Here is a 19,711-nt window from a genome sequence, read left to right on the forward strand (position 1 = left end):
GAGTTACAGCGTCCTTTGTGCGTCCTAAAGGACGCACGGCGCTGTAATGAGACGCGCAAAGGACGCTGTAGCACTTTGAATTCTCGTCGCCGATTTGAGAAATCATGCAGCCGGCTTCATGCGTGGGATTTGACGACCGCTGCAGCGCCGTCCGACATCAACCTGGCGAGCGTGCGGACGAGCGTGTCGCGGAACGCTTCATCCGACGACAGGTCATCGCCGAATACCTCCGCGATGCGCAGAAGCGCAGCCACGATCTCCTCGGGCCGTTGCAGCGGTTGCGCCACGCCGGCGATCCGGCCGGCAAGCGGGTCGCGGACATCGATGCCGTTACCCTTTTCGTCGATGCCGCGCGCGTATCGCATCCAGGCGGCGACGCCGAGCGCCAGGCGGTCATAGGAGGATTTCGCGGCGATGCGGTCGCGGATGGTTCCGAGCAGCCGCTGCGGCAGCTTTTGCGATCCGTCCATGGCGATCTGCCATGTCCGGTGACGCAGCGCCGGATTGCGGAACCGCTGCAGCAGTGCCCGGCGATATTCTGCGAGATCGAAGCCCGGCAGCGCCGGCAAGGTGGGCGACACTTCCTCGACCATCAATCCTTCGATCAGCGCCTCCATACCCGGCAGCGCCATGGCTTCGGCAACCGTCTCCGCACCGGCGAGATAGCCGAGATAGGCAAGCGTCGAATGGCTGCCGTTGAGCAAGCGCAGTTTCATCATCTCGAAGACGGCGACGTCGTCCACGAAAACGACCCCTGCCTTCTCCCAGGCCGGACGGCCGAGCGGAAAATCGTCTTCCACCACCCACTGTCGGAACGGTTCGGTCACGATCGGCCAGGCATCGACGACGTCGATCGCCACGGAAATCTCCGACCGGTCCTTTTCCGTCGTCGCCGGGACGATCCGGTCAACCATGGTCGACGGCGAGGCAAGCTCCCGGATAACGTTGGCGAGGCCCGGATCGCGCAGCTCCGCGAAGCGCGTGACGACGTTTTTCAGCACGTGGCCGTTGGACGGAAGATTGTCGCAGGAGAGCAGCGTGAACGCAGGCACGCCTGCGCTCGCCCGCCGCGCAAGCGCTTCCACGATGAAGCCGACCGCCGACTTCGGCCGCGCCGGGTTCTGAAGATCATGGACGACGTCGGGATGAGCTTCATCGAGTTGCCCGGTCGCCGGGTTGTGGCAATAACCCTTCTCGGTGATCGTCAGCGACACGATCCGCGTCGCCGGGTCGGCCATGCGGGCAAGAACGGCTTCCGGGTCCTCCGGCGCGCAGAGAAGTTCGGCGACGCTGCCGATCACCTGCAGTTCCTCGCCCTCGCCATCCTGGACCTTGAGCGTATAGAGCCCATCCTGCGGCGCGAGCGCATCGCGCGTTTCGGGGCTGCGCAGCGAGACACCGCAGATACCCCAGGAAGGATCCTCTGCGAGCACCGCATCGGTAAAGACGGCCTGGTGCGCCCGGTGGAACGCGCCGATGCCGAGGTGGACGATGCCGACGGCAAGCCGGGCGGGGTCGTATTCCGGCCGTTTGACGGTAGCCGGCAGCCGGTCGAGTATCTGTCGTGAGAGCCGCATCATGAAGCCTGCTGTTGTTTGGCGCGCGCGACGATCTGCGTCGGGCTGACGAATTGGAGCGCGAGGACCAGCCAGAAGAGCGTCGTCACCATATAGACGACGGCCATCGCGTCAATCGACTGGCTGGCACGAACGCCCGAGGCAAAGACCGCATAGTACAGTGCGACAACCAGCGTCTGGCTCGTCGGCCCGGCGATCAGGAAGGTGAGCTCGAACATGGCGATGGTTCGCACGAGGACGAGAAGCAGCGCCGCCAGCATGCCCGGCAACAGGAGCGGCAGCAGGATGCGCAGGAAGAGGCTGCCGGTCCCCGCGCCGAAGACGCGCGCGGCGGCTTCGATACGCGGATCGATCTGCTCGATGAACGGGATCATCACCAGGATGACGAAGGGCAGCGACGGCACCAGGTTGATCAGCACCACGCCCCAGAACGAGCCGCCGAGACCGATCTGGTAAAGGACCGTCGCCAGCGGAATGCCGTAGGTGAGCGGCGGGATGAGGAGCGGCAGCAGAAAGAGCAGGATGATCGCACGCTTGCCGGGAAAGTCGCGCCGCGCCAGCGCATAGGCGGTGACGACGCCGATCATTCCGGAAATGAGGACGACGGCGAAGACGACCTGGAAGGTAACGAGAACGACGCTCGAAAGCTGGAACTCGCTCCAGGCGTCGAAATACCAGCGCGTCGTCCAGCCGGACGGCAGCCAGGTGCCGAGCCAGCGCCTGGCGAAGGAGTTCATCACCACGGCGGCGATAACCCCGATCAAGTTGAGGACGAAGAGGCCGGCGAGTGCCCATACGGAGAAGCGCCACAGCTTGGAGGCAATGCCCTGGTCACGGATCATGGCGTCAGCCTTTCTGGTCCAAGGTAGAATGTCATTGAAACGTCGAAGTGCATTGCGTCACCCTTTCGTGCCGCCGGCGGGTCCGCGATAGAAGAGCGACCGCAGGCCGAGCACCGCCACGACCACGACGAGTTCGACGAGGCCCATGATGATCGCGATCGCCGAGCCCATCGAGTGATCGTACTGCTCGAACGCAGCCTGGTAGGCGGCAATCGAAATCACCCGTGTCGGCCCGGCGGGCGCACCGAGCAGCACGGCCGATGGAAACACCGCGAAGGCCTGGACGAACGCGAGGCAGAAGGTGACGGCGAGGCCCGGCACGAGCAACGGCAGGAAGACCCGGAAGAAGCGCTGCCGCGGTCCGGCCCCGAGCGTCGCGGCCGCCTGCTCGATCGCCGGATCGATGCCGGTCACGTAGGAGAGCGTCAGGAGGAAGGCGAAGGGGAACCCGGTGATCAGCAGCGAGGCGAAGACGCCCCAATAGTTGTTGGTGAGCTTCACCGGCGCTTCGAGCAGCCCGACGAGGATCAGCGCGCGGTTGAACCAGCCCTGAGGACCGAGGAAGGTCAGCAGGCCATCGGCGACGAATACCGTGCCGAGCGTGATCGGCAGCACGAGGATCGTCGTCAACAGCCGCTGCCGGCGCATCAGCCGCACGCGAAAGGCAATCGGCAGCGCCAGCGCCATATTGACGATCGTCACCGGCAAAGCGAGCCAGAGCGTCGCGCCGATCGTTGCGAACTGGAAGCGGTCGGTGAAGAAGCGGGTATAGTTCGAATACCAGACGCCCTCGCGCGGTGCCAGCGAATCGATGATGCCGTAAATGAACGGATAGACGAACAGCGCGAGCATCACCGCCAGTCCGGGCAGGACGAGCAGCGTGGTCGCGTCGAAACCGCGGGCGGCGAGCCGCAACCGGAGGGAGGGCCTGTTCATGCTGCCTGCCCCTTGAAGAGCAGCGCCCGGCCGGCGACCGGCTGCAGTCTTGCGGCCGCACCGCGCAGCAGCGCATGGTCGGCGCGGAAATAGAGTTCGGAGCCGTCAGTGGCATGCGCCATGCCGAAGAAGGCACGGCCGCGATATTCCATGCTGTTCACCGTGACCTGGATTCCGTCGCCGCCCTCGATAGCCACGAGGTCTTCCGGGCGCACGGAAAGGATTGCGGCGTCCCCCGGCTTCAGCGGCTCGCGCACCGTGCCCGTAAGCCTGGCACCGGCCGCCTCGATTTCCGCCTCGCTGCCGGAGACCGACAGGACCCGCCCGGCAAGTCGGGTGCGGAAGCCCATGAAATCCGCCACCTCGACATGGACGGGGCGCTGGTAGAGATCTTCGGGCGTGCCGATCTGCATGATGCGGCCCTGGCTCATCACGACGATGCGGTCGGCAAGCGAAAGCGCCTCGTCCTGATCGTGCGTCACGTAGATGGTGGTCGAGCCGATCTGGTCGTGGATGCCGCGGATTTCGGCGCGCATCTCGAGTCTGAGCTTGGCGTCGAGGTTGGAGAGCGGCTCGTCCATGAGCACGACCGGAGGCCTGATGACGACGGCGCGGGCGATGGCGACGCGCTGCTGCTGGCCGCCGGACAGTTGCCCCGGCAGCTTGTCGGCCTGCGAACCGAGGCGCACGAGATTGAGCGCGTCGGTGATCCGCTTGTCCGCCTCGGCGCCGCCGATACCCTGCATGGCAAGGCCGAAACCGACATTGCGACGCACGCTCATATGCGGAAAGAGCGCATAGCTCTGGAACACCATGCCGAATCCGCGCTTTTCCGGCTCCAGCTGATCGATGCGCTGGCCGCCGAGGCGGATTTCGCCGCCCGTCAGCGGCAGGAGGCCTGCGACGCAGTTGAGCGCCGTCGACTTGCCGCAGCCCGAGGGTCCGAGAAGCGCGATGAATTCGCCCGGCTCGATCGCGAGATCGATGCCGTCAAGCGCGTTGTACGCGCCGAACGAGCGGCGCAGGCCATCAAGCTCCAGACGAGCGCCCTGTCTCGACTCGCCCTTTTTTAACTGGCCCTGTTGCTGCGGGGGCGCCTGTCTTGGGTTTTGAACCGGCAGGGTCAAGGTATTCTCCTATTCATGATGCGCTTTCCGGTTGCCGAGCCTTTAGCGGATGGGAACGACACCCATTCGCCGAGCGCGCTGCGTCTGCCCGGCCGATAGCGTTCGGATGCGGCGCCAGCACGTCGCCGGCGTCGCATCCGGTTGATCGAAGCTTGTTCAGCCCTTGGACGCGCCGATCTGTTCGTCCCAGATGCGGAAGGCATCGACGAGCTTGGCCGGCTCAAGCGGAACCTCGAGCGGGTTGTTGGCGATCCAGTCTTCGTATTCCGGCCGTCCGAACTCGGCGATGGCGTCCTGGCTTTCCTGCGGCGCCATGTCGAGCGTCACGCCCTTCGCCGCCGGGCCCGGGTAGAAATAGCCCTCGTCGAAGGCGATCGCCTGCTGCTGCGGCTGCAGGATGAAGTTGATGACGTCGATGAGCACGCCAACTTTTTCCTCGGACACGCCCTTCGGAATGACCGCATAATGCGCATCTGTCACCCAATGGAAGCCTTCGAGGGTACCGACTTTCGCCTCGGCCGGAACGATGCCGAGCACGCGCGGATTGATATCCCAGCCGGTGGTCGTGACGACGATGTCGCGGGTGCCCTCGCCGAGCTCCTTCATCACCTGCGTCGTTCCGGTGCCGTAATATTCGATGTTTTCGCCGAGCGCCTTCAAATATTCCCAGGTCTTGCTCCAGCCATTGACCGGATCGTGCGGATCGCTGTCGCCGAGGAGATACGGAAGCCCCATCAGGAAGGTGCGGCCGGGACCGGAATTGGCCGGACGCGCATACATGAAGCGCTTCGGATTGGCCTTGGTCCATTCGAGCAGTTCGGCGGCCGTCTTCGGCGGTGTCGCGACGCGCTCAGGAATATATTCGATCAGCGGACCGGAGGGATAATAGGTGATGACGACACCTTGGTCCTTCGCGAGAGCCTGCATCTTGAAGGCCTGCGGCAAGAGGATGCTTTCAAGGTTCGGGAGGCTTGCCTTGTGCGCGGAGAGATCCACCCAGAGCCCCTGATCGAGCCCGGCGGAAAGCGCGTCGGTGCCGGTGAGCACGAGGTCGATATCAACCTTGCCGGCGGCCTGCTGCGCCTTGATCTTCGACGGCAATTCGGGGGCCGGGGCCTTGGTGAAGGCGAAGCTCGACACCCATTCCGGCTTTGCCGCAGCGTAGTTCTCGAACATGCCCTGCGTCAGCGCCAGGTTACCGGCAACGTCGACGACGGTGATCGTGACGGGTGCCGACGGCGCCTTGGCCTGCGCAAAGCCGCGGGTGGGGATAAGGCTTAACCCCGCCATGCCGGCAACGCCGCCGACAAAATTTCTGCGTGTGATCTTCATTCTCATTCTCCTCCATCGTTATGCCGGACGTCTCCCGAGCGGCCGGCCCCTGCAACGCCGCGCGTCTCATCGGCGCGCCAAGGTCGCTGCAGCACCTTGAATTGACTCACAAGCGATACGCCCGCTTGGCGAGCCCGTAAGCAAGTTCGCGCGCAAGGTCGTGCGCCTCCTCCTCGTCGAGGCGGTGGTCGGCGACGAGGCGAGCGAGATAGGCACAATCCACCCGGCGTGCCATGTCATGGCGCGCCGGAATCGACAGATAGGCGCGGGTATCGTCGTTGAAACCGACGGTGTTATAGAAGCCGCAGGTCTCCGTGGTGGTCTCGCGGAAACGGCGCATGCCTTCCGGGCTGTCGAAGAACCACCAGGCGGGACCGAGCCGCAGTGCCGGATAGTGGCCGGCGAGCGGTGCGAGCTCGCGCGAATAGGCGGTCTCGTCGAGCGTGAAGAGGATGACCGTCAGCGAAGGGTCGTTCCCGACCGCGTCGAGCAGCGACTTCAACGCATGCACATAGTCGGTCGCCTTGGGGATATCGGCGCCCTTGTCCGGTCCGAAGTTCGCAAACAGCGACGGATTGTGGTTGCGGTAAGAGCCGGGATGGATCTGCATGACGAGACCGTCTTCCTGGCTCATCCGCGCCATTTCCGTCAGCATCTGGCCGCGGAAGGCTTCGGCCTCCGCTGGGCCCGCCTTGCCGGACAGGACCTTCTCGAACAGGCTTGCAGCGTCGGCGGGCGAAAGGTTCTCCGTCCGGGCGGTTGCGTGGCCGTGATCGGTTGCCGTCGCGCCGCGCGCCTTGAAGAAGGCGCGGCGGGCGCGATGCGCGTTAAGGTAACCGCTCCAGGTCGCGCGTTCGCCGGTCAGGGCGAGGAGCTTCCCGACATTATCGGCAAAACCCGGCGCCTCGGCATCCACCACCGCGTCCGGCCGATAGGTCGGCACGACGCGGCCATGCCACCCCGAACTGCGGACTGCATCGTGATAGGCGAGGTCGTCGAGCGCGCCATCGGTTGTCGCGATCACCTCGATGCCGAATTTGTCGTAAAGGGCGCGAGGGCGCAGTTGAGGCGTCGCAATTGCCTCGGCGATGCGATCGTAAAGGGCGTCGGCATTCGCCGGCCCCAGCCGCTCCGTAATGCCGAAGACAGCTTCCAGCGAATGTTCGAACCAGAGCCGCGTCGGCGTGCCGGCAAAGAGATGGAAATGCTTGGCGAAAAGCCGCCAGATCGCGCGCCCGTCGGGAGCGGTACCGGAACCATCGCGCTTCCTGACCCCGAGATCCTCCAGCCTGACGCCCTGCGAATAGAGCATGCGCGTCGCATAGTGGTCCGGCGTGATAAAGAGCGCCGCCGGATCGGGAAAAGCGCGGTCTTCGGCATACCAGGCGGGTTCCGTATGGCCGTGCGGGGAGATGATCTTCAGACCCGCGACAGCATCGTAAAGGCGCCGGGCGATGGCCCGCGCCTCCGGCTCCACCGGAAACAACCTATCGGGATGCAATGCCATTTCCGGGCCTCCCTTCCCTCATCCATATTGGCAACGTGAATGAATTGATATACTAGTATCCAAAACCGAGTCAACTGATGGAATTCGCCTCCATGTCGAAACACCAACGCCCGGACATGTCGTCGCCGACTTTCGCAGTCTCAGGCGGCGCCAAGATTCGCCGGGTGACGACGGCATCGGCGATCTATGAGCAGCTCCATGCGGCGATCCTTTCACTGCAGATGAAGCCGGGCGTCGCCCTGCAGGAGAAGCGCATTTCCGAGGAATTCGGCGTCAGCCGCACGCCGGTGCGCGAGGCGCTTCTGCGGCTCGCGGAAGCCGGGCTCGTCGAAATCTTCCCGCAATCGGGGACCTTCGTGTCTCGCATTCCGGTCTCTGCCATTCCCGAAGCCGTCGTCATCCGCAAATCGCTGGAGCGCACGACGGTCGAACACGCCGCCGAGATCGCGACCGCCGACGATATCGCCAGGATCGATGCGATCATCGCCCGCCAGCGCGTCCACGCCGCGCACAACGAGCCATCGCAGTTCCACGAGCAGGACGAGGCCTTCCATGAGGCCATCTCGGCGATCGCCGGCTATCCGGGCATCTGGAACATCCTGAAAACCGTGAAGCTGCAGATCGACCGCGCCCGCCGCCTCACCCTGCCGGTGCTCGGCCGCATGGACAGCGTCATCGAGGAGCATATGACGATCCGCGACGCCATCGCGGCGCATGATGTGGACCGTGCGCGCGCCGCGATGATGCATCACCTGAGCGCCGTCATTCCCGACATCGATGAACTTCGGCTTCTCTATCCGGGCTATTTCAACTGAACGGCGAACGCCCCGGACGATCTCAAGAAAGAATCAGGACTCACAGGAGGAATACCAATATGCGGCAAGGCTGGAGATGGTTTGGGCCGGATGCGCCGGTCACGCTAGACGATGTGCGTCAGGCGGGCGCGACCAATGTCGTCTCGGCGCTGCATCAGGTGCCGATCGGCGAGGCCTGGACCGAAGAGGCCGTGCGCGAGCGCCAGTCGCTCATCGAGACCACGCCCGCCGGCCGCACGCCGCTCAAGTGGTCGGTCGTCGAGAGCATACCGATTCCCGATCTGGTCAAGCGCAAGGGCGGTAAGGCAAAGGCCGAGATCGAAGCCTGGATCGCCAGTCTCGAGGCTGTCGCCGCCTGCGGCATCAAGATCATCTGCTACAACTTCATGCCGGTCGTCGACTGGACCCGCACCGAGCTCGACTTCATCACGCCGACGGGTGCGACGGCGATGCGCTTCGACCACGAACGGTTCGCGGCCTTCGAGCTTTTCGTCCTGAAACGTCCCGGCGCGGAAAAAGAATACTCGCAGGAGGATCGCGAACGGGCAGAGGCCGTCTTCCGCACGACGCCGGAGGAGGAGATCGCCGAAATCACCCGCATCATCACCTCCGCGCTCCCCGGCTCCACCACGGAACCGCTGACGATTCCCGCGTTTCGCGAGCGGCTGGCGGCCTATCAGGAAGTCGACGCGGCACGCCTGCGCCAGCACCTGATCGAATTCCTCGAGGCCGTAACACCGGCGGCGGAAGCACGGGGGGTCAAGCTGACGCTCCACCCGGACGATCCGCCGCGACCCCTCTTCGGCCTGCCGCGCATCGCCTCGACCGAGGCCGACTACGCCGCGCTGTTTGAGGCCGTGCCTTCCGAGGCGAACGGCATGTGCTACTGCACCGGAAGCCTCGGCGTCAGGGCCGACAACGACTTGCCGAAGATCGCCCGGCGCTTTGCTTCGCGCATTCATTTCGCCCATCTTCGCGCCACCACTCGCGAAGGCGACGGCCGGAGCTTCCACGAGAGCGCGCATCTAGAAGGCGACGTCTCGATGGTCGATGCGCTGAAGGAGCTCGTTGCCGAGGACCAGCGCCGGGGAGCGGAAGACACCATCGTGTTCCGCTCGGACCATGGCCACCGGATGCTTGATGATCTGCAGAAGACGGTCACGCCCGGCTATCCGGCGATCGGCCGCCTGCGCGGCCTCGCGGAACTGCGCGGCATCCTTCACGCGCTCGGCGCGCCGCCGACCTGATCGGCCGTCGAACGCCTCGCCTGGCCGCTGCATGCTTCCTTAAATCGCAGCCGATTTAAGGAAGCATGCAGCAGTCAGCGGGAGCTTCCCGCCGATCCGGATGATGGCGGAAGAGAGTGGGAGTCGAACCCACAAAAGGCCGTCTCTCGACCCCTCCCGGATTTGAAGTCCGGACGCCCCACCGGGGACGAATCTCCTCCTGAAACATCTGCCTTATCACTGACACCATTCGACAAATTGCCGAAAAGGTCCAGACGGTTGCGATTGAGGCGGCGCATGTCGCCGCGCCTTAGCGTCACGCTGTGACGATCGAAGAAGTCGAGGATCTGGATCGCAACCTTGCGGCCGTTTTCGAGACGGTCGCGGAACTGCATTGCGGTGAACCAGCCCTTATCGGCCGCCTCGCTGATCTCGGCGATCACCGCCACCATCTCCGCCACCACTTCGCGCAGGAAGAAATGATCGTGCGCCACCTCGTGCACCTTGCCCATGCGGCTGCCGAGCTTCATGAGGCGGCGGACTTGCGCCTCGGGCACCGCCAGCAACCCGGCGATGTCGCGCACGCGCGGCGGGCGGAACCGCTCGGCTCCATCGAGCAGGGGCTCGATGTCATGCCAGAGCCGCTCGTCAGCCAGGGTCATCGTCACCCGATGGTCGGCAAGCCGGACCCATGCTCCGTCGAGTGCGATCTCTCCCGGTCGCGCGAGTGCCTGGAGGGCCGCCCGAAAAGCCGGCACCGGCAAGCGAAGTTCCGCCTGCGTGCGCAGCCGCTCTACCCCAATGCCCAACAGGTCCGGGTTGTCGGCATGGAAGGCCTTGAGCCGGGCAAGGATACCGTTGCGGAAATTATCCCAACTCGTCTGAGACATGGCGAGCGTCGTCGCCTCCAGCGGCAGTTGCACGACGCTTAGCGCTTGCGCCAACGCGACGGCTTCCGTTGCAGCGATCGCCCGGTCGCGGGCAAAGGCGCTCATGTCGAGATAAAACGGCGGCGCGGCAAGCAGCGCCTCGATCGCCTGCTTCGGCTCGATGAGCGCGTGGGCTTCGAGCTGGGCCATGCGCTCCGGGGTACGGCGCTTGCGTGCCGGCGCGCGCAGATCGAAGAACCGTCCGCCGCCGATCGTGCGGCGGGCGGAGGTGTCGCGAACGACGTAGCGGTCTCCGGCCGCCGCGGCGATCGGACGCTCCAGCACGAGCTGGACCAGCGTGCGCGCTCCGGGCGCGACGGGCTCATCGGCCAAAAGGACGATCCGGGCTCCGACCTCCGCTGAGGCATGATGAAGCCGCACGGGGAACCAATGGCCGATCGGCTTGGGTTCCGAACCGAGCACGCGCAGCGTCGCATCGATCCGGCTCGTCGGCGCATGCAGGCTCGGGTCGCAGACCATGTCGCCGCGACCGACCGCGGTTTTCGTGATGCCGGGACCGGCGAGGTTCAACGCGCAACGGTCGCCGGCGCGGCCGATTTCGCTCGGCCTGTTCTGCGCATGGATCGATCGTATCCGGGCGCTAAGGCCGGACGGGCTGATGGTGACATGGTCCTCCACCGAGACCTGTCCTGAAAGCACGGTCCCGGTGACGACCGTGCCGACGCCTTGAATGGTGAAGGAGCGATCGACCGCCAGCCGGAAGCGCCCGCTTGCCTGTCGCCGCGCGAAGCGGCGTGCCGCATCGACGATTTCGTCACGAAGCAACGCCACGCCCCTGCCCGACACCGTCGAAACCGGGATCATCGAAATGTCGGCAAGCGCCGTGCCGCCAAGCTCGTCGCGCATCTGCCGTTCGACTTCCTGAAGGCGATCCTCCGCCACGAGATCGGCCTTGGTGATGGCGACAATGCCCTGTTCGATGCCGAGAAGATCGACGATCGCCAGATGCTCGCGCGTCTGGGGCATGACGCCGTCGTCGGCCGCCACCACCAGAAGCACGAAGTCGATACCGCCGGCGCCCGCCAGCATGGTGTGGATGAATTTCTCGTGGCCCGGAACGTCGACAAAGCCGAGGGTCTCCGCGCCCTCGACCGGCATGTAGGCAAAGCCGAGGTCGATCGAAATACCGCGGTCCTTTTCCTCCTTCAGCCGGTCGGTATCGACACCGGTCAGCGCGCCGATGAGCGACGTCTTGCCATGATCGATATGACCGGCCGTTCCGACGATCACGTCTCTTTCCTCGCGCTTGCCGGCTGGGAAGGATCCGCCGTCTCGGACAGCGGCATTGCGGCGCGGCGCTCGGCCTCCGCCAACTGCTCTGCGTCGAGCGCGTCACGCACGACGTCGAAGAATGGCGTCGCCAGCGCGCTGCCGCCATCACGCGCCCTCAACAGCCAAGCGAAGGCTTCGATGGGATCGTGGGCGATGCCGTTTCCCAGATGATAGGCCGCGCCAAGCATCGCCTGCCCGTCGGCGTCGCCGGCGCGCGCGCCAAGTCCCCACCAGTGGACCGCCTCGATCGGATCGCGCGCGACGCCGATGGCATTGTGGTAGAGCATCCCGAGCCGCGTCATCGACGGAGCTGATCCGTTCTTCGCCGCAGCGAGCGCCCAGCGGTGCGCTTCCGCGAAGTCGGGCTCGATGAGATCGCCCTCCAGAAGCATCCAGCTCAGCATGTCCTGAGCCTCGGCGTCCTCCTGTTCGGCAGCCTTGCGGTAGAGCGCCGCCGCCCTTTGATAATCCGCTGCTATCCCCTCGCCCTTGAAGAGCAGCGAGGCGAGGTTGCGCTGGCCGACCGGGTCGCCGGCCTCGGCGGCGAGATTGAGCCAGCGATAGGCGAGATCGACATCCCGGGCGACGCCCAGTCCACCGGCAAAACACGCGCCGATATTGTTCTGCGCCCGCGGATTTCCCGCCTGCGCCAAAGGCACCCAGATCGCATGTGCAGTCTCGTAATCACCACCGCGCGCGGCGGCGAGCGCCTTCTCCATCGGCCCCTCGCCCGAGGTGTCGCTCACGGTCGGTCTTCGCAAGAGACGGCTGAACAGGCTCACGACGACGTTCCTTCGCTTGGCGGATCGAGATGCGCGAGGTTGGCGACGAACCCATCCTCGTCCTCAAGGCAGCGCAGATCGAGGATCAGCGATCCGCGTTCGATGCGGCCTATGACCGGCATCGGAAGACGCCTCATGGCCGCGGCCAGTTCGGCGAGCGTGCGGCCGCTGCCCGACCGCGGCGTCAGGGCGAGCCCCGCGCTTGGGACCGTGGAAAGCGGCAGGGCGCCGGAACCGATCTGGCTTTCGCAATCCACGACCGAAACGCGGAATGCGCCCTTCACTGCGCGCTCCACCAAGGGTGCCAGTCGTGCCGCCTGATCACCGATGTCCGTCTTCGGGCGGGAAAGCAGCCGCATCGTCGGAAGCCGCTCGCCGAGCCGATCCGGGTCGCGATAGAGCCTGAGCGTCGCCTCCAGTGCCGCAAGACGGATCTTGTCGACCCTGAGCGCGCGTTTCATCGGGTTGTAGTTGATCCTTTCGATGAAGGCGCTGCGCCCGACGATGAAGCCGGCCTGCGGTCCGCCGAGCAGCTTGTCGCCGGAAAAGGTGACGATGTCGGCGCCGTCGGCGATCGCTTCGCCGACGGTCGGCTCGTGCGCCAGCCCGAAGCGCTCGAGATCGGCAAGCGTGCCCGAACCGAGGTCGTTGACGAGCGGCAGACCGCGTTCGTGGGCGATGCCGGCAAGCTCGCGAGCCCCGACCTCCTTGGTAAAACCTTCGATGCGATAGTTGGAGGTGTGGACCTTCATGAGCAGCCCCGTGTCCGGGCCAATGGCGTCGCGGTAGTCCCTCGCATGCGTGCGGTTCGTGGTGCCGACCTCGACAAGACGGGTGCCGGAACGCAACATGATATCCGGCATGCGGAACGCGCCGCCGATCTCGATCAGCTCGCCGCGCGAGACGATCGCCTCCCTGCCGGCAGCGAGACTGTTCAGCACCAGAAGCACGGCCGCCGCATTATTGTTGACGACGGTCGCGTCCTCCGCGCCGGTCAGCTCGCAAATAAGCGCGCGCAGGTGATCGTCTCTTTCGCCGCGTTTGCCGCTCGCAAGGTCGAATTCGAGCGCCACCGCCTCGCGCATCGCCGCCGTCGCGGCATCGATCGCCGCCTCGGCCAGCAAGGCGCGGCCGAGATTGGTGTGAAGCACCGTTCCCGTCAGATTGAACAGGGGGCGCAGCGTCGATCGATCGTTCTCCTCGAGCGCCGCGACCGCGGTCGCGATGATAGCGTCCGGCGGAGGAACCTCTCCACCTTTCAGCACCTCGTCCCTGGTCGTGGCGAGCACGCTGCGCAAGGCTTCGGTGACGGCCGGTCGCCCGAAGCATTCGACCGCTTCGACGAGGATGGCCGATCTCAGAAGCTCGTCCACAGACGGGATGTCACGCAGCCTGACATTGACATCCATTCCGGTCCCTCCCCGGTACATCAGAATCCGGCCAGAAGCGGCGCGAAGCCGCCGCGACGATAGGGGCCCTCGCCCATCAGGAGATCGAGGCCGAGGCTTGCAACATCGTCGGCAACGGGATCTGTCGCCGGCGCCTTGTCCTGGTAGAAAATCTTCGTCCAGCCGTGGCATTCGTCGCAGGTCTCGGCCTTGACCGTGCCGCCCTCGTCCTCGATCTCGCGATAGGAAATCCCCTTGGTGGAACCGCAAAGCACGCATTTGATCCGGACATAGTGCCAATAGGTGCAGCACAGCGAGCAGGAACAGAACCGCGCTCCGTGCGAGCCCGGCCAGCCGACGACCATGGACGACATCGGTTTGCCGCCGCATGACGGGCAAACGCCGTCGGCGACGGGCGTGAGCTTCTTCGCCTCGAGAAGCGACGCGAGGCGGGCGAAATGCACCTGAAGCGCGGCCCAGACGAAAATGTGCTCGCCGATCGCGTCCGCAGGCAACGAGCCGGACAGTACGTTGTCGGCCAAAATAAGACGCGCTTGCCGATCGGCGGCAGCGACACGTGCCAGCGCGGCGGCGGCCGGCGCCGGTTTCTCGATTGCGTCAGCGGCTGCAAACAGACGGTCGAATATCGTGTTGAGCGCCTTGCCTTCCATCCCATGGCGATGGAGCGGCGGCATTTCGAACTCGCGTGCGCGCGTGAGCGCCGCGGCGTTGGGGCCTTCGGCAGGCGGAAGGCCGGCCTGGATATCGTGCTGAGCCGCCGAAAGTCCCGCTACGAAGTTGAGATAGGGCGCAAGGTCGCTCGCTTCGGCCAGTTGACGAAGGCGCTGCGATCGGGCGGAGAAAAGCGAAGCGGGGTCAGGCAGGCGCGCAAACGGCGGCGACGAGACATCTCCAATGGCGGTGGGATCTGGCGCTGCAGCGTCTTTGCGTTTCATCACACTCCCTCACGAACCCCACGGGCCACGTGATATAACCCTGAACCTCTAATTTCGACCGGGATGCGGGCGGAAAACCGCCCACACTTTTCCTCATCCCGGCCTATTCGGCTGCAGTGTGCTTCTCGTCTTTCACAGCCGGTTTGGCGACCAGTTCGCGCAACCATTTGCGGTGATACCGCCATGCCCAGCCGCCGGTGACGGAACCCCGCACCATCCCGCGTATCGTACCCTTTACCCAGATCGCTGCATAGACATGGGTGATCCAGACGCTGATCGCGAGGATGGCGGCGATCGAGTGCACGAGAACAGCCCATCGCTTCTGCTCGATGGTGGTGTAAGCCGCGAAATACTCATCCCATATGACGATACCGGACGTGATCAGGATGATGATCAAGACCGACATCGACCAGAAGACGAGCTTCTGCCCGGCATTGTACTTGCCGAGCTCGGGCAGGCGTTCGTCGTGCGCGGTCAGCACGTCGCGCGCCCGCGCAAGCCAGGTGCCGTCCTCGCGCTTCCAGAGATTGAGCTTCCAGAAACGCAGGAACAGGCCGAGGAAGCTGAAGAACAGCACGACGCCGATCCACGGATGGATGGCGCGTACGAGCTGGCCACCGCCGAACAGCGCCGACAGGAAGAAGAGCCGCGGATGGAACAGAGAGAGGCCCGAAAGCGCGAGCAGCACCAGGCTGGTGGCGGTGATCCAGTGATTGATCCGCGCCCCACCGGTGTAACGATCGACCGTGACAGGCTTGCCGGGATGCACGCTGCCGCTCTTGCGGGCGTCATTTTCCGTGTTGGTACTCATGAGGAACGATCTCCGGTGAGCCGCTCAGCGGCCTCCTCGTCCTCTTCGGTAACGCGGTTGGGGCCGTTGACCATGTAATGCAGGAAGCCGGTGACCGCCGCGACGCCCATGACGGCGAGGCCGGCATATTTGGTCATCCCCTTCCAGGCCTCGACGATCGGGCTGATCGTCGGGTTGTTGGGAAGACCGGCATAAATTTCCGGCTTGTCGGCATGGTGCAGCACATACATGACATGCGTGCCGCCGACGCCCGGCGGGTCGTAAAGACCGGCATTGGCAAAGCCGCGGGACTTCAGGTCGGTGATGCGCCCCTCCGCATGCGTCTTCATCTCCTCCTTGGTACCATAGACGATCGCCTGCGTCGGGCAGGCCTTGGCGCAGGCCGGTCCCTGGCCGACCGCGATGCGGTCGGAGCAGAGCGTGCATTTGTAGGCGGTGTGATCGACCTTGGAGATCCGCGGAATGTTGAACGGGCATCCCTTGATGCAATAGCCGCAGCCGATGCAGTTCTCATGGACGAAGTCGACGATGCCGTTCGAATATTGCACGATGGCGCCAGGGGCCGGGCACGCCTTGAGACAGCCCGGATCCTCGCAATGCATGCAGCCGTCCTTGCGGATCAGCCATTCGAGATTGTTTGTCTCCGGGTTCTCCCATTCGGTGAACCGCATCAGCGTGAACATGTCAGGCGTCAGATCGTGCGGATTTTCGAAGACACCCACATTCTCTTCCATCTCGGGATGGGTGTCGTTCCACTGGATACAGGCCGACTGGCAGGCCTTGCAGCCGATGCATTTCGAGACGTCGATCAGCTTGGCGACTTCGGTCTGGCGCTCAGTGGGCGGCGTCACGTTCGACGCCGAGCGCCGCATCAGGTCCTGTTCGCCGAACTTCGGGCCTTGAGGTTCGGTGCTGGGATTTGGGACGGGCGGGAACATGGCTCTAGCCTCCTCACGCCACCGGCCCGGCAGTGGGCTCGATATTGACCAGGAACGCCTTGTATTCCGGCGTCTCGATGTTGGCGTCGCCGACGAACGGCGTCAGCGAGTTCGGGCCGAAGCCCTTCCTGGCCACGCCGGTGAAGCCCCAGTGCAGCGGTATGCCCACCACGTGGACGGCTTTGCCGTCGCACATCAGCGGCTTGATCCGCTTGGTGACGAGCGCCTTGGCCCGGACCTCTCCACGCTTGGACCAGACGCGCACCCAGCCTCCCCTCTCTATGCCTTTCTCCGCGGCGAGTTCCTCGGAAATCTCGACGAAGAATTCCGGCTGCAGCACCGCATTCGTCCGAGAGTGCTTGGTCCAATAATGGAAGTGCTCCGTCAGACGATAGGACGTTGCCGCATAGGGGAATTCCGCCGAGGCGGTCTCGGCAAATTGCTCGAGATCGCCCTTGAATACCCGCGCCGCGGGATTGCCGCGCACTTTCGGAGCGACGAGATTTTCAAGCGGGGATTCAAACGGCTCGTAGTGGGCCGGGAACGGACCATCGCGCATCATGCCCCTGGTGAAAAGGCGCGAGACGCCTTCCGGGTTCATGATGAACGGCCCGACCTCGTCAGGCTTCGCCGTCGGCAGAATATCGGGCACGTCGTAGCCAGACCACTTCGCGCCGTCCCATTCGATGATCTTGCGGCTCGGATCCCATGGCTTGCCGTTAAGGTCCGCCGAGGCCCTGTTGTAGAGGATTCGACGGTTCGCCGGCCACGAGAACGCCCACTTGGAATAGGCGCCGGTCTCATCCGGGTCCGAGGTGTCACGACGGGCCATGTTGTTGCCGTTCTCGTTGAAGCAGCCGGAAAAGATCCAGCAGCCGCACGTCGTCGAGCCATCATCGCGCAGCGCCGCGAAGCCAGGCAGCTGCTTGCCGGCCTCCGCCAGGACCTTTGTCGGATCGGCGGTATCGTAGACCGTGGAAAGCGCCTTGCCGTTGAGCTCCTTGGCAAGCTCCTCGGCGGTCGGCTCGTTCGGATCGGCATAGGCCCAGTCGAGATTGACGATCGGGTCGGGGAACTTGCCGCCCTCCTTGCGATAGAGCTCCTTCAGCCGCACATGGATCTGCGCCATGATCCAGTTGTCGTTCTTTGCCTCGCCGGGAGGCGTGCCGCCCGGCCAGTGCCATTGCAGCCAGCGGCTGGAATTGGTGAGCGAGCCCTCGTCCTCGGCAAAGCAGGTGGAGGGCAACTGGATGACCTCCGTCTGGATCTGCGAAGGATCGACGTCGTTGAACTCGCCGTGGTTCTCCCAGAAACGCGATGTCTCTGTATCGAGCGGATCCATGGTGACGAGGAATTTGAGCTTCGACAGCGAATCCGTGAGCTTCTTGCGGTTCGGGGCCGCAAGCAGCGGATTGAAGCCCTGGCAGAAATAGCCCGTCATCTTGCCCTGGTTCATGAGCTCGAAGGCGCGCAACATGTCGTAGCCGGGCACGTCGAGCTTCGGCAGCCAGTCATAGGCGAAATTGTTTGCCGGCGTCGCCGCCGTGCCCCACATCGCCTTCTGGAAGCTGACGAAGAACTTCCGGTAGTTCTGCCAATAGCTCATCTGGTTCGGCCGGAGCGGCTTGAAGCCGCGCGTCTTCATATAGGTCTCGAGATCGACCTCCTTCTCGTTCGGTATCGTCAGATAGCCGGGTAAGAGGTTCGACATCAGCCCGACATCGGTGAGCCCCTGGATGTTCGAGTGGCCGCGCAGGGCATTCATGCCGCCGCCGCGCACGCCGATATTGCCGAGGATCAACTGCAGCATCGCCATTGCGCGGATGTTCTGCGAGCCCTTCGAGTGCTGCGTCCAGCCGAGCGCATACATCGAGGTCATCGCCTTGGTCGGCAACGAGGATTCGGAGACCATTTCGGCCACCTTCAGGAACTTGTCCTTCGGCGTGCCGCATATGCGCTCGACCATTTCGGGCGTGTAGACGGAAACGTGCTGCTTCAAGAGGTTCCATACGCAGCGCGGATTCGTCAGCGTGTCGTCCACCGTCGCATAGCCATCGGGGCCGATCTCATATTCCCAGGTCGATTTGTCGTAATCGCGCTTGGCCTCGTCATAGCCGGTGAACAGCCCATCCTTGAAGGCGAAGCCGTCCTTGACGATGTAGCTGGCGTTGGTGAACGCCTTGACATAGTCCCACTGCACCTTGTCGTTCTGCATGCAGTAGTTGATCACGCCAAGCAGGAAGGCGATGTCCGTGCCCTGGCGTATCGGCGCATAGAAATCTGCGACCGATGCGGAGCGGGTGAAGCGCGGATCGACGACGATCAGCTTCGCGCCGCGATTGGCCTTCGCCTCGGTGACCCATTTGAAGCCGCACGGATGCGCTTCTGCGGCATTGCCGCCCATGATGATCACGAGGTCGGTGTTCTTGATGTCCGTCCAGGAGTTGGTCATTGCGCCGCGGCCGAATGTTGGAGCCAAACTGGCTACCGTGGGGCCGTGTCAGACACGCGCTTGGTTGTCGAAGACCAGCATCCCGGCGCTGCGGACGACCTTGTAGGTCTCCCATGCCGTTTCGTTCGTTGTCGCCGAGGCCGCGAGGAAGCCGGTCGTTATCCACCGGTTCACCGGTACGCCCGCCTCGTTCCTCTCGATGAAATTGGCGTCGCGGTCGTCCTTCATCAGCCGGACGATCCGGTCAAGGGCTTCATCCCAGCTGACCCGTTCGAACTTGTCCGACCCCGGCTTCCGGATCATCGGATATTTCAGCCGCGTTTCGGACTTGACGAAATCGAGCAGCGCCGCGCCCTTCGGACAGAGCGTGCCACGATTGGTCGGATGATCGGTGTCACCCTCGATATGGATGATTTCCGCCTTCTCGCCCTTCGTCCGGTCGCCCTTCGAATACATGATCACGCCGCAAGCGACGGAACAGTAGGGACAGGTGTTGCGGGTTTCGGTCGTGCTCACGAGCTTGAAGGCGCGGATCGCTTCGGCATGCGCAGCTTCGATTTCACCGAAGCCCAGAGATCCGAGCGCCGTAGCCGCCGCTCCGGCACCGACGGCACCCAGGAATTGGCGCCGCGAGAGTTCCACGTTCATTGCATGCCACCTCCCTGAAACCGGCGTTGCCGACGGGGGCGTGCCGGAGAATTTGGGTCCCGTCTTTGGCAGGAAAGACGTAAAATCGGCCTTGCAAGTCTAAATTCTAATCCACCCTATCCCATTGTCAAATCGATAAGAACTATAAATTA

General features: G+C 64.2%; 14 protein-coding genes, 1 tRNA gene and 1 pseudogene. 2 read left to right on the forward strand and 14 right to left on the reverse strand.

The window, feature by feature from the left end; all coding sequences use genetic code 11:
- Window positions 1-116: 116 nt before the first annotated feature.
- The 6 genes from GHK62_RS31935 to uxaC all read right to left on the reverse strand — a co-directional run bounded on the left by GHK62_RS31935 (window position 117) and on the right by uxaC (window position 7,321).
- Window positions 117-1,577, reverse strand: a complete 1,461-nt coding sequence (locus GHK62_RS31935) for a mannitol dehydrogenase family protein (RefSeq protein ID WP_153442983.1) — start codon at window positions 1,575-1,577, stop codon at window positions 117-119.
- Window positions 1,577-2,419 carry an ABC transporter permease gene (locus GHK62_RS31940; RefSeq protein ID WP_153442985.1) on the reverse strand — a complete coding sequence of 281 codons (843 nt, stop codon included), beginning with the start codon at window positions 2,417-2,419 and terminating at the stop codon, window positions 1,577-1,579. Before GHK62_RS31940 ends, GHK62_RS31935 begins: the two co-directional genes overlap by 1 nt.
- A 57-nt stretch (window positions 2,420-2,476) precedes the next feature.
- A complete protein-coding gene (locus GHK62_RS31945) occupies window positions 2,477-3,355 on the reverse strand; it encodes an ABC transporter permease (protein WP_153442987.1) in 879 nt (292 codons plus the stop codon).
- Window positions 3,352-4,395 (reverse strand): ABC transporter ATP-binding protein, encoded by a 1,044-nt coding sequence (locus GHK62_RS31950; protein ID WP_234887124.1) that lies wholly within the window; start codon window positions 4,393-4,395, stop codon window positions 3,352-3,354. Before GHK62_RS31950 ends, GHK62_RS31945 begins: the two co-directional genes overlap by 4 nt.
- Before the next feature lie 243 nt (window positions 4,396-4,638).
- A complete protein-coding gene (locus GHK62_RS31955; RefSeq protein WP_153442989.1) occupies window positions 4,639-5,814 on the reverse strand; it encodes an extracellular solute-binding protein in 1,176 nt (391 codons plus the stop codon).
- Window positions 5,815-5,920: 106 nt separating this feature from the next.
- Window positions 5,921-7,321 (reverse strand): glucuronate isomerase, encoded by a 1,401-nt coding sequence (uxaC, locus tag GHK62_RS31960; RefSeq protein ID WP_153442991.1) that lies wholly within the window; start codon window positions 7,319-7,321, stop codon window positions 5,921-5,923.
- A 92-nt stretch (window positions 7,322-7,413) separates the two neighbouring features.
- On the opposite strand from uxaC, the gene GHK62_RS31965 reads away from it, so the two are divergent.
- Together GHK62_RS31965 and uxuA are read left to right on the forward strand one after the other, a co-directional pair.
- On the forward strand, window positions 7,414-8,136 hold the full coding sequence (locus tag GHK62_RS31965; protein ID WP_184108611.1) for a GntR family transcriptional regulator: 723 nt from the start codon (window positions 7,414-7,416) through the stop codon (window positions 8,134-8,136).
- 59 nt (window positions 8,137-8,195) lie between these two features.
- On the forward strand, window positions 8,196-9,383 hold the full coding sequence (uxuA, locus tag GHK62_RS31970; protein WP_153442993.1) for a mannonate dehydratase: 1,188 nt from the start codon (window positions 8,196-8,198) through the stop codon (window positions 9,381-9,383).
- 104 nt (window positions 9,384-9,487) lie between these two features.
- Here uxuA and GHK62_RS31975 read toward each other — a convergent pair.
- The 8 genes and pseudogenes from GHK62_RS31975 to fdnG all read right to left on the reverse strand — a co-directional run bounded on the left by GHK62_RS31975 (window position 9,488) and on the right by fdnG (window position 19,559).
- Window positions 9,488-9,583, reverse strand: a tRNA-Sec gene (locus GHK62_RS31975).
- A gap of 123 nt (window positions 9,584-9,706) precedes the next feature.
- Window positions 9,707-11,542: pseudogene (gene selB / locus GHK62_RS31980) on the reverse strand (selenocysteine-specific translation elongation factor); the annotation flags it as partial.
- Window positions 11,539-12,303, reverse strand: coding sequence for a tetratricopeptide repeat protein (locus GHK62_RS31985; protein ID WP_153443020.1), 765 nt, complete (start codon window positions 12,301-12,303; stop codon window positions 11,539-11,541). The gene GHK62_RS31985 and the pseudogene selB, both read right to left, overlap by 4 nt.
- A 59-nt stretch (window positions 12,304-12,362) precedes the next feature.
- Window positions 12,363-13,775 (reverse strand): L-seryl-tRNA(Sec) selenium transferase, encoded by a 1,413-nt coding sequence (gene selA / locus GHK62_RS31990; protein ID WP_153442994.1) that lies wholly within the window; start codon window positions 13,773-13,775, stop codon window positions 12,363-12,365.
- A gap of 20 nt (window positions 13,776-13,795) precedes the next feature.
- Window positions 13,796-14,710 (reverse strand): formate dehydrogenase accessory protein FdhE, encoded by a 915-nt coding sequence (gene fdhE, locus GHK62_RS31995; protein ID WP_153442996.1) that lies wholly within the window; start codon window positions 14,708-14,710, stop codon window positions 13,796-13,798.
- A 103-nt stretch (window positions 14,711-14,813) separates the two neighbouring features.
- Window positions 14,814-15,521, reverse strand: coding sequence for a formate dehydrogenase subunit gamma (locus GHK62_RS32000; protein ID WP_153442997.1), 708 nt, complete (start codon window positions 15,519-15,521; stop codon window positions 14,814-14,816).
- Window positions 15,518-16,459: a formate dehydrogenase subunit beta gene (fdxH, locus tag GHK62_RS32005; protein ID WP_153442999.1), complete on the reverse strand. Its 942-nt coding sequence runs from the start codon at window positions 16,457-16,459 to the stop codon at window positions 15,518-15,520. The genes GHK62_RS32000 and fdxH overlap by 4 nt, the downstream gene beginning before the upstream one ends.
- A 13-nt stretch (window positions 16,460-16,472) precedes the next feature.
- Window positions 16,473-19,559, reverse strand: a complete 3,087-nt coding sequence (gene fdnG, locus GHK62_RS32010) for a formate dehydrogenase-N subunit alpha (protein ID WP_153443001.1) — start codon at window positions 19,557-19,559, stop codon at window positions 16,473-16,475.
- Window positions 19,560-19,711 lie beyond the last annotated feature (152 nt).

Source organism: Sinorhizobium terangae (genome assembly GCF_009601505.1).
GTDB classification, from domain to species: Bacteria; Pseudomonadota; Alphaproteobacteria; order Rhizobiales; family Rhizobiaceae; genus Sinorhizobium; species Sinorhizobium terangae.

What these genes read in the sequence shown, in the direction of transcription:
- GHK62_RS31935 (WP_153442983.1), bottom strand. Translation starts at nt 1,577, where the DNA reads ATGCGGCTCTCACGACAGATACTCGACCGGCTGCCGGCTACCGTCAAA.
- GHK62_RS31940 (WP_153442985.1), bottom strand. Translation starts at nt 2,419, where the DNA reads ATGATCCGTGACCAGGGCATTGCCTCCAAGCTGTGGCGCTTCTCCGTA.
- GHK62_RS31945 (WP_153442987.1), bottom strand. Translation starts at nt 3,355, where the DNA reads ATGAACAGGCCCTCCCTCCGGTTGCGGCTCGCCGCCCGCGGTTTCGAC.
- GHK62_RS31955 (WP_153442989.1), bottom strand. Translation starts at nt 5,814, where the DNA reads ATGAAGATCACACGCAGAAATTTTGTCGGCGGCGTTGCCGGCATGGCG.
- uxaC (WP_153442991.1), bottom strand. Translation starts at nt 7,321, where the DNA reads ATGGCATTGCATCCCGATAGGTTGTTTCCGGTGGAGCCGGAGGCGCGG.
- GHK62_RS31965 (WP_184108611.1), top strand. Translation starts at nt 7,414, where the DNA reads ATGTCGAAACACCAACGCCCGGACATGTCGTCGCCGACTTTCGCAGTC.
- uxuA (WP_153442993.1), top strand. Translation starts at nt 8,196, where the DNA reads ATGCGGCAAGGCTGGAGATGGTTTGGGCCGGATGCGCCGGTCACGCTA.
- GHK62_RS31985 (WP_153443020.1), bottom strand. Translation starts at nt 12,303, where the DNA reads ATGGAGAAGGCGCTCGCCGCCGCGCGCGGTGGTGATTACGAGACTGCA.
- selA (WP_153442994.1), bottom strand. Translation starts at nt 13,775, where the DNA reads ATGGATGTCAATGTCAGGCTGCGTGACATCCCGTCTGTGGACGAGCTT.
- fdhE (WP_153442996.1), bottom strand. Translation starts at nt 14,710, where the DNA reads ATGAAACGCAAAGACGCTGCAGCGCCAGATCCCACCGCCATTGGAGAT.
- GHK62_RS32000 (WP_153442997.1), bottom strand. Translation starts at nt 15,521, where the DNA reads ATGAGTACCAACACGGAAAATGACGCCCGCAAGAGCGGCAGCGTGCAT.
- fdxH (WP_153442999.1), bottom strand. Translation starts at nt 16,459, where the DNA reads ATGTTCCCGCCCGTCCCAAATCCCAGCACCGAACCTCAAGGCCCGAAG.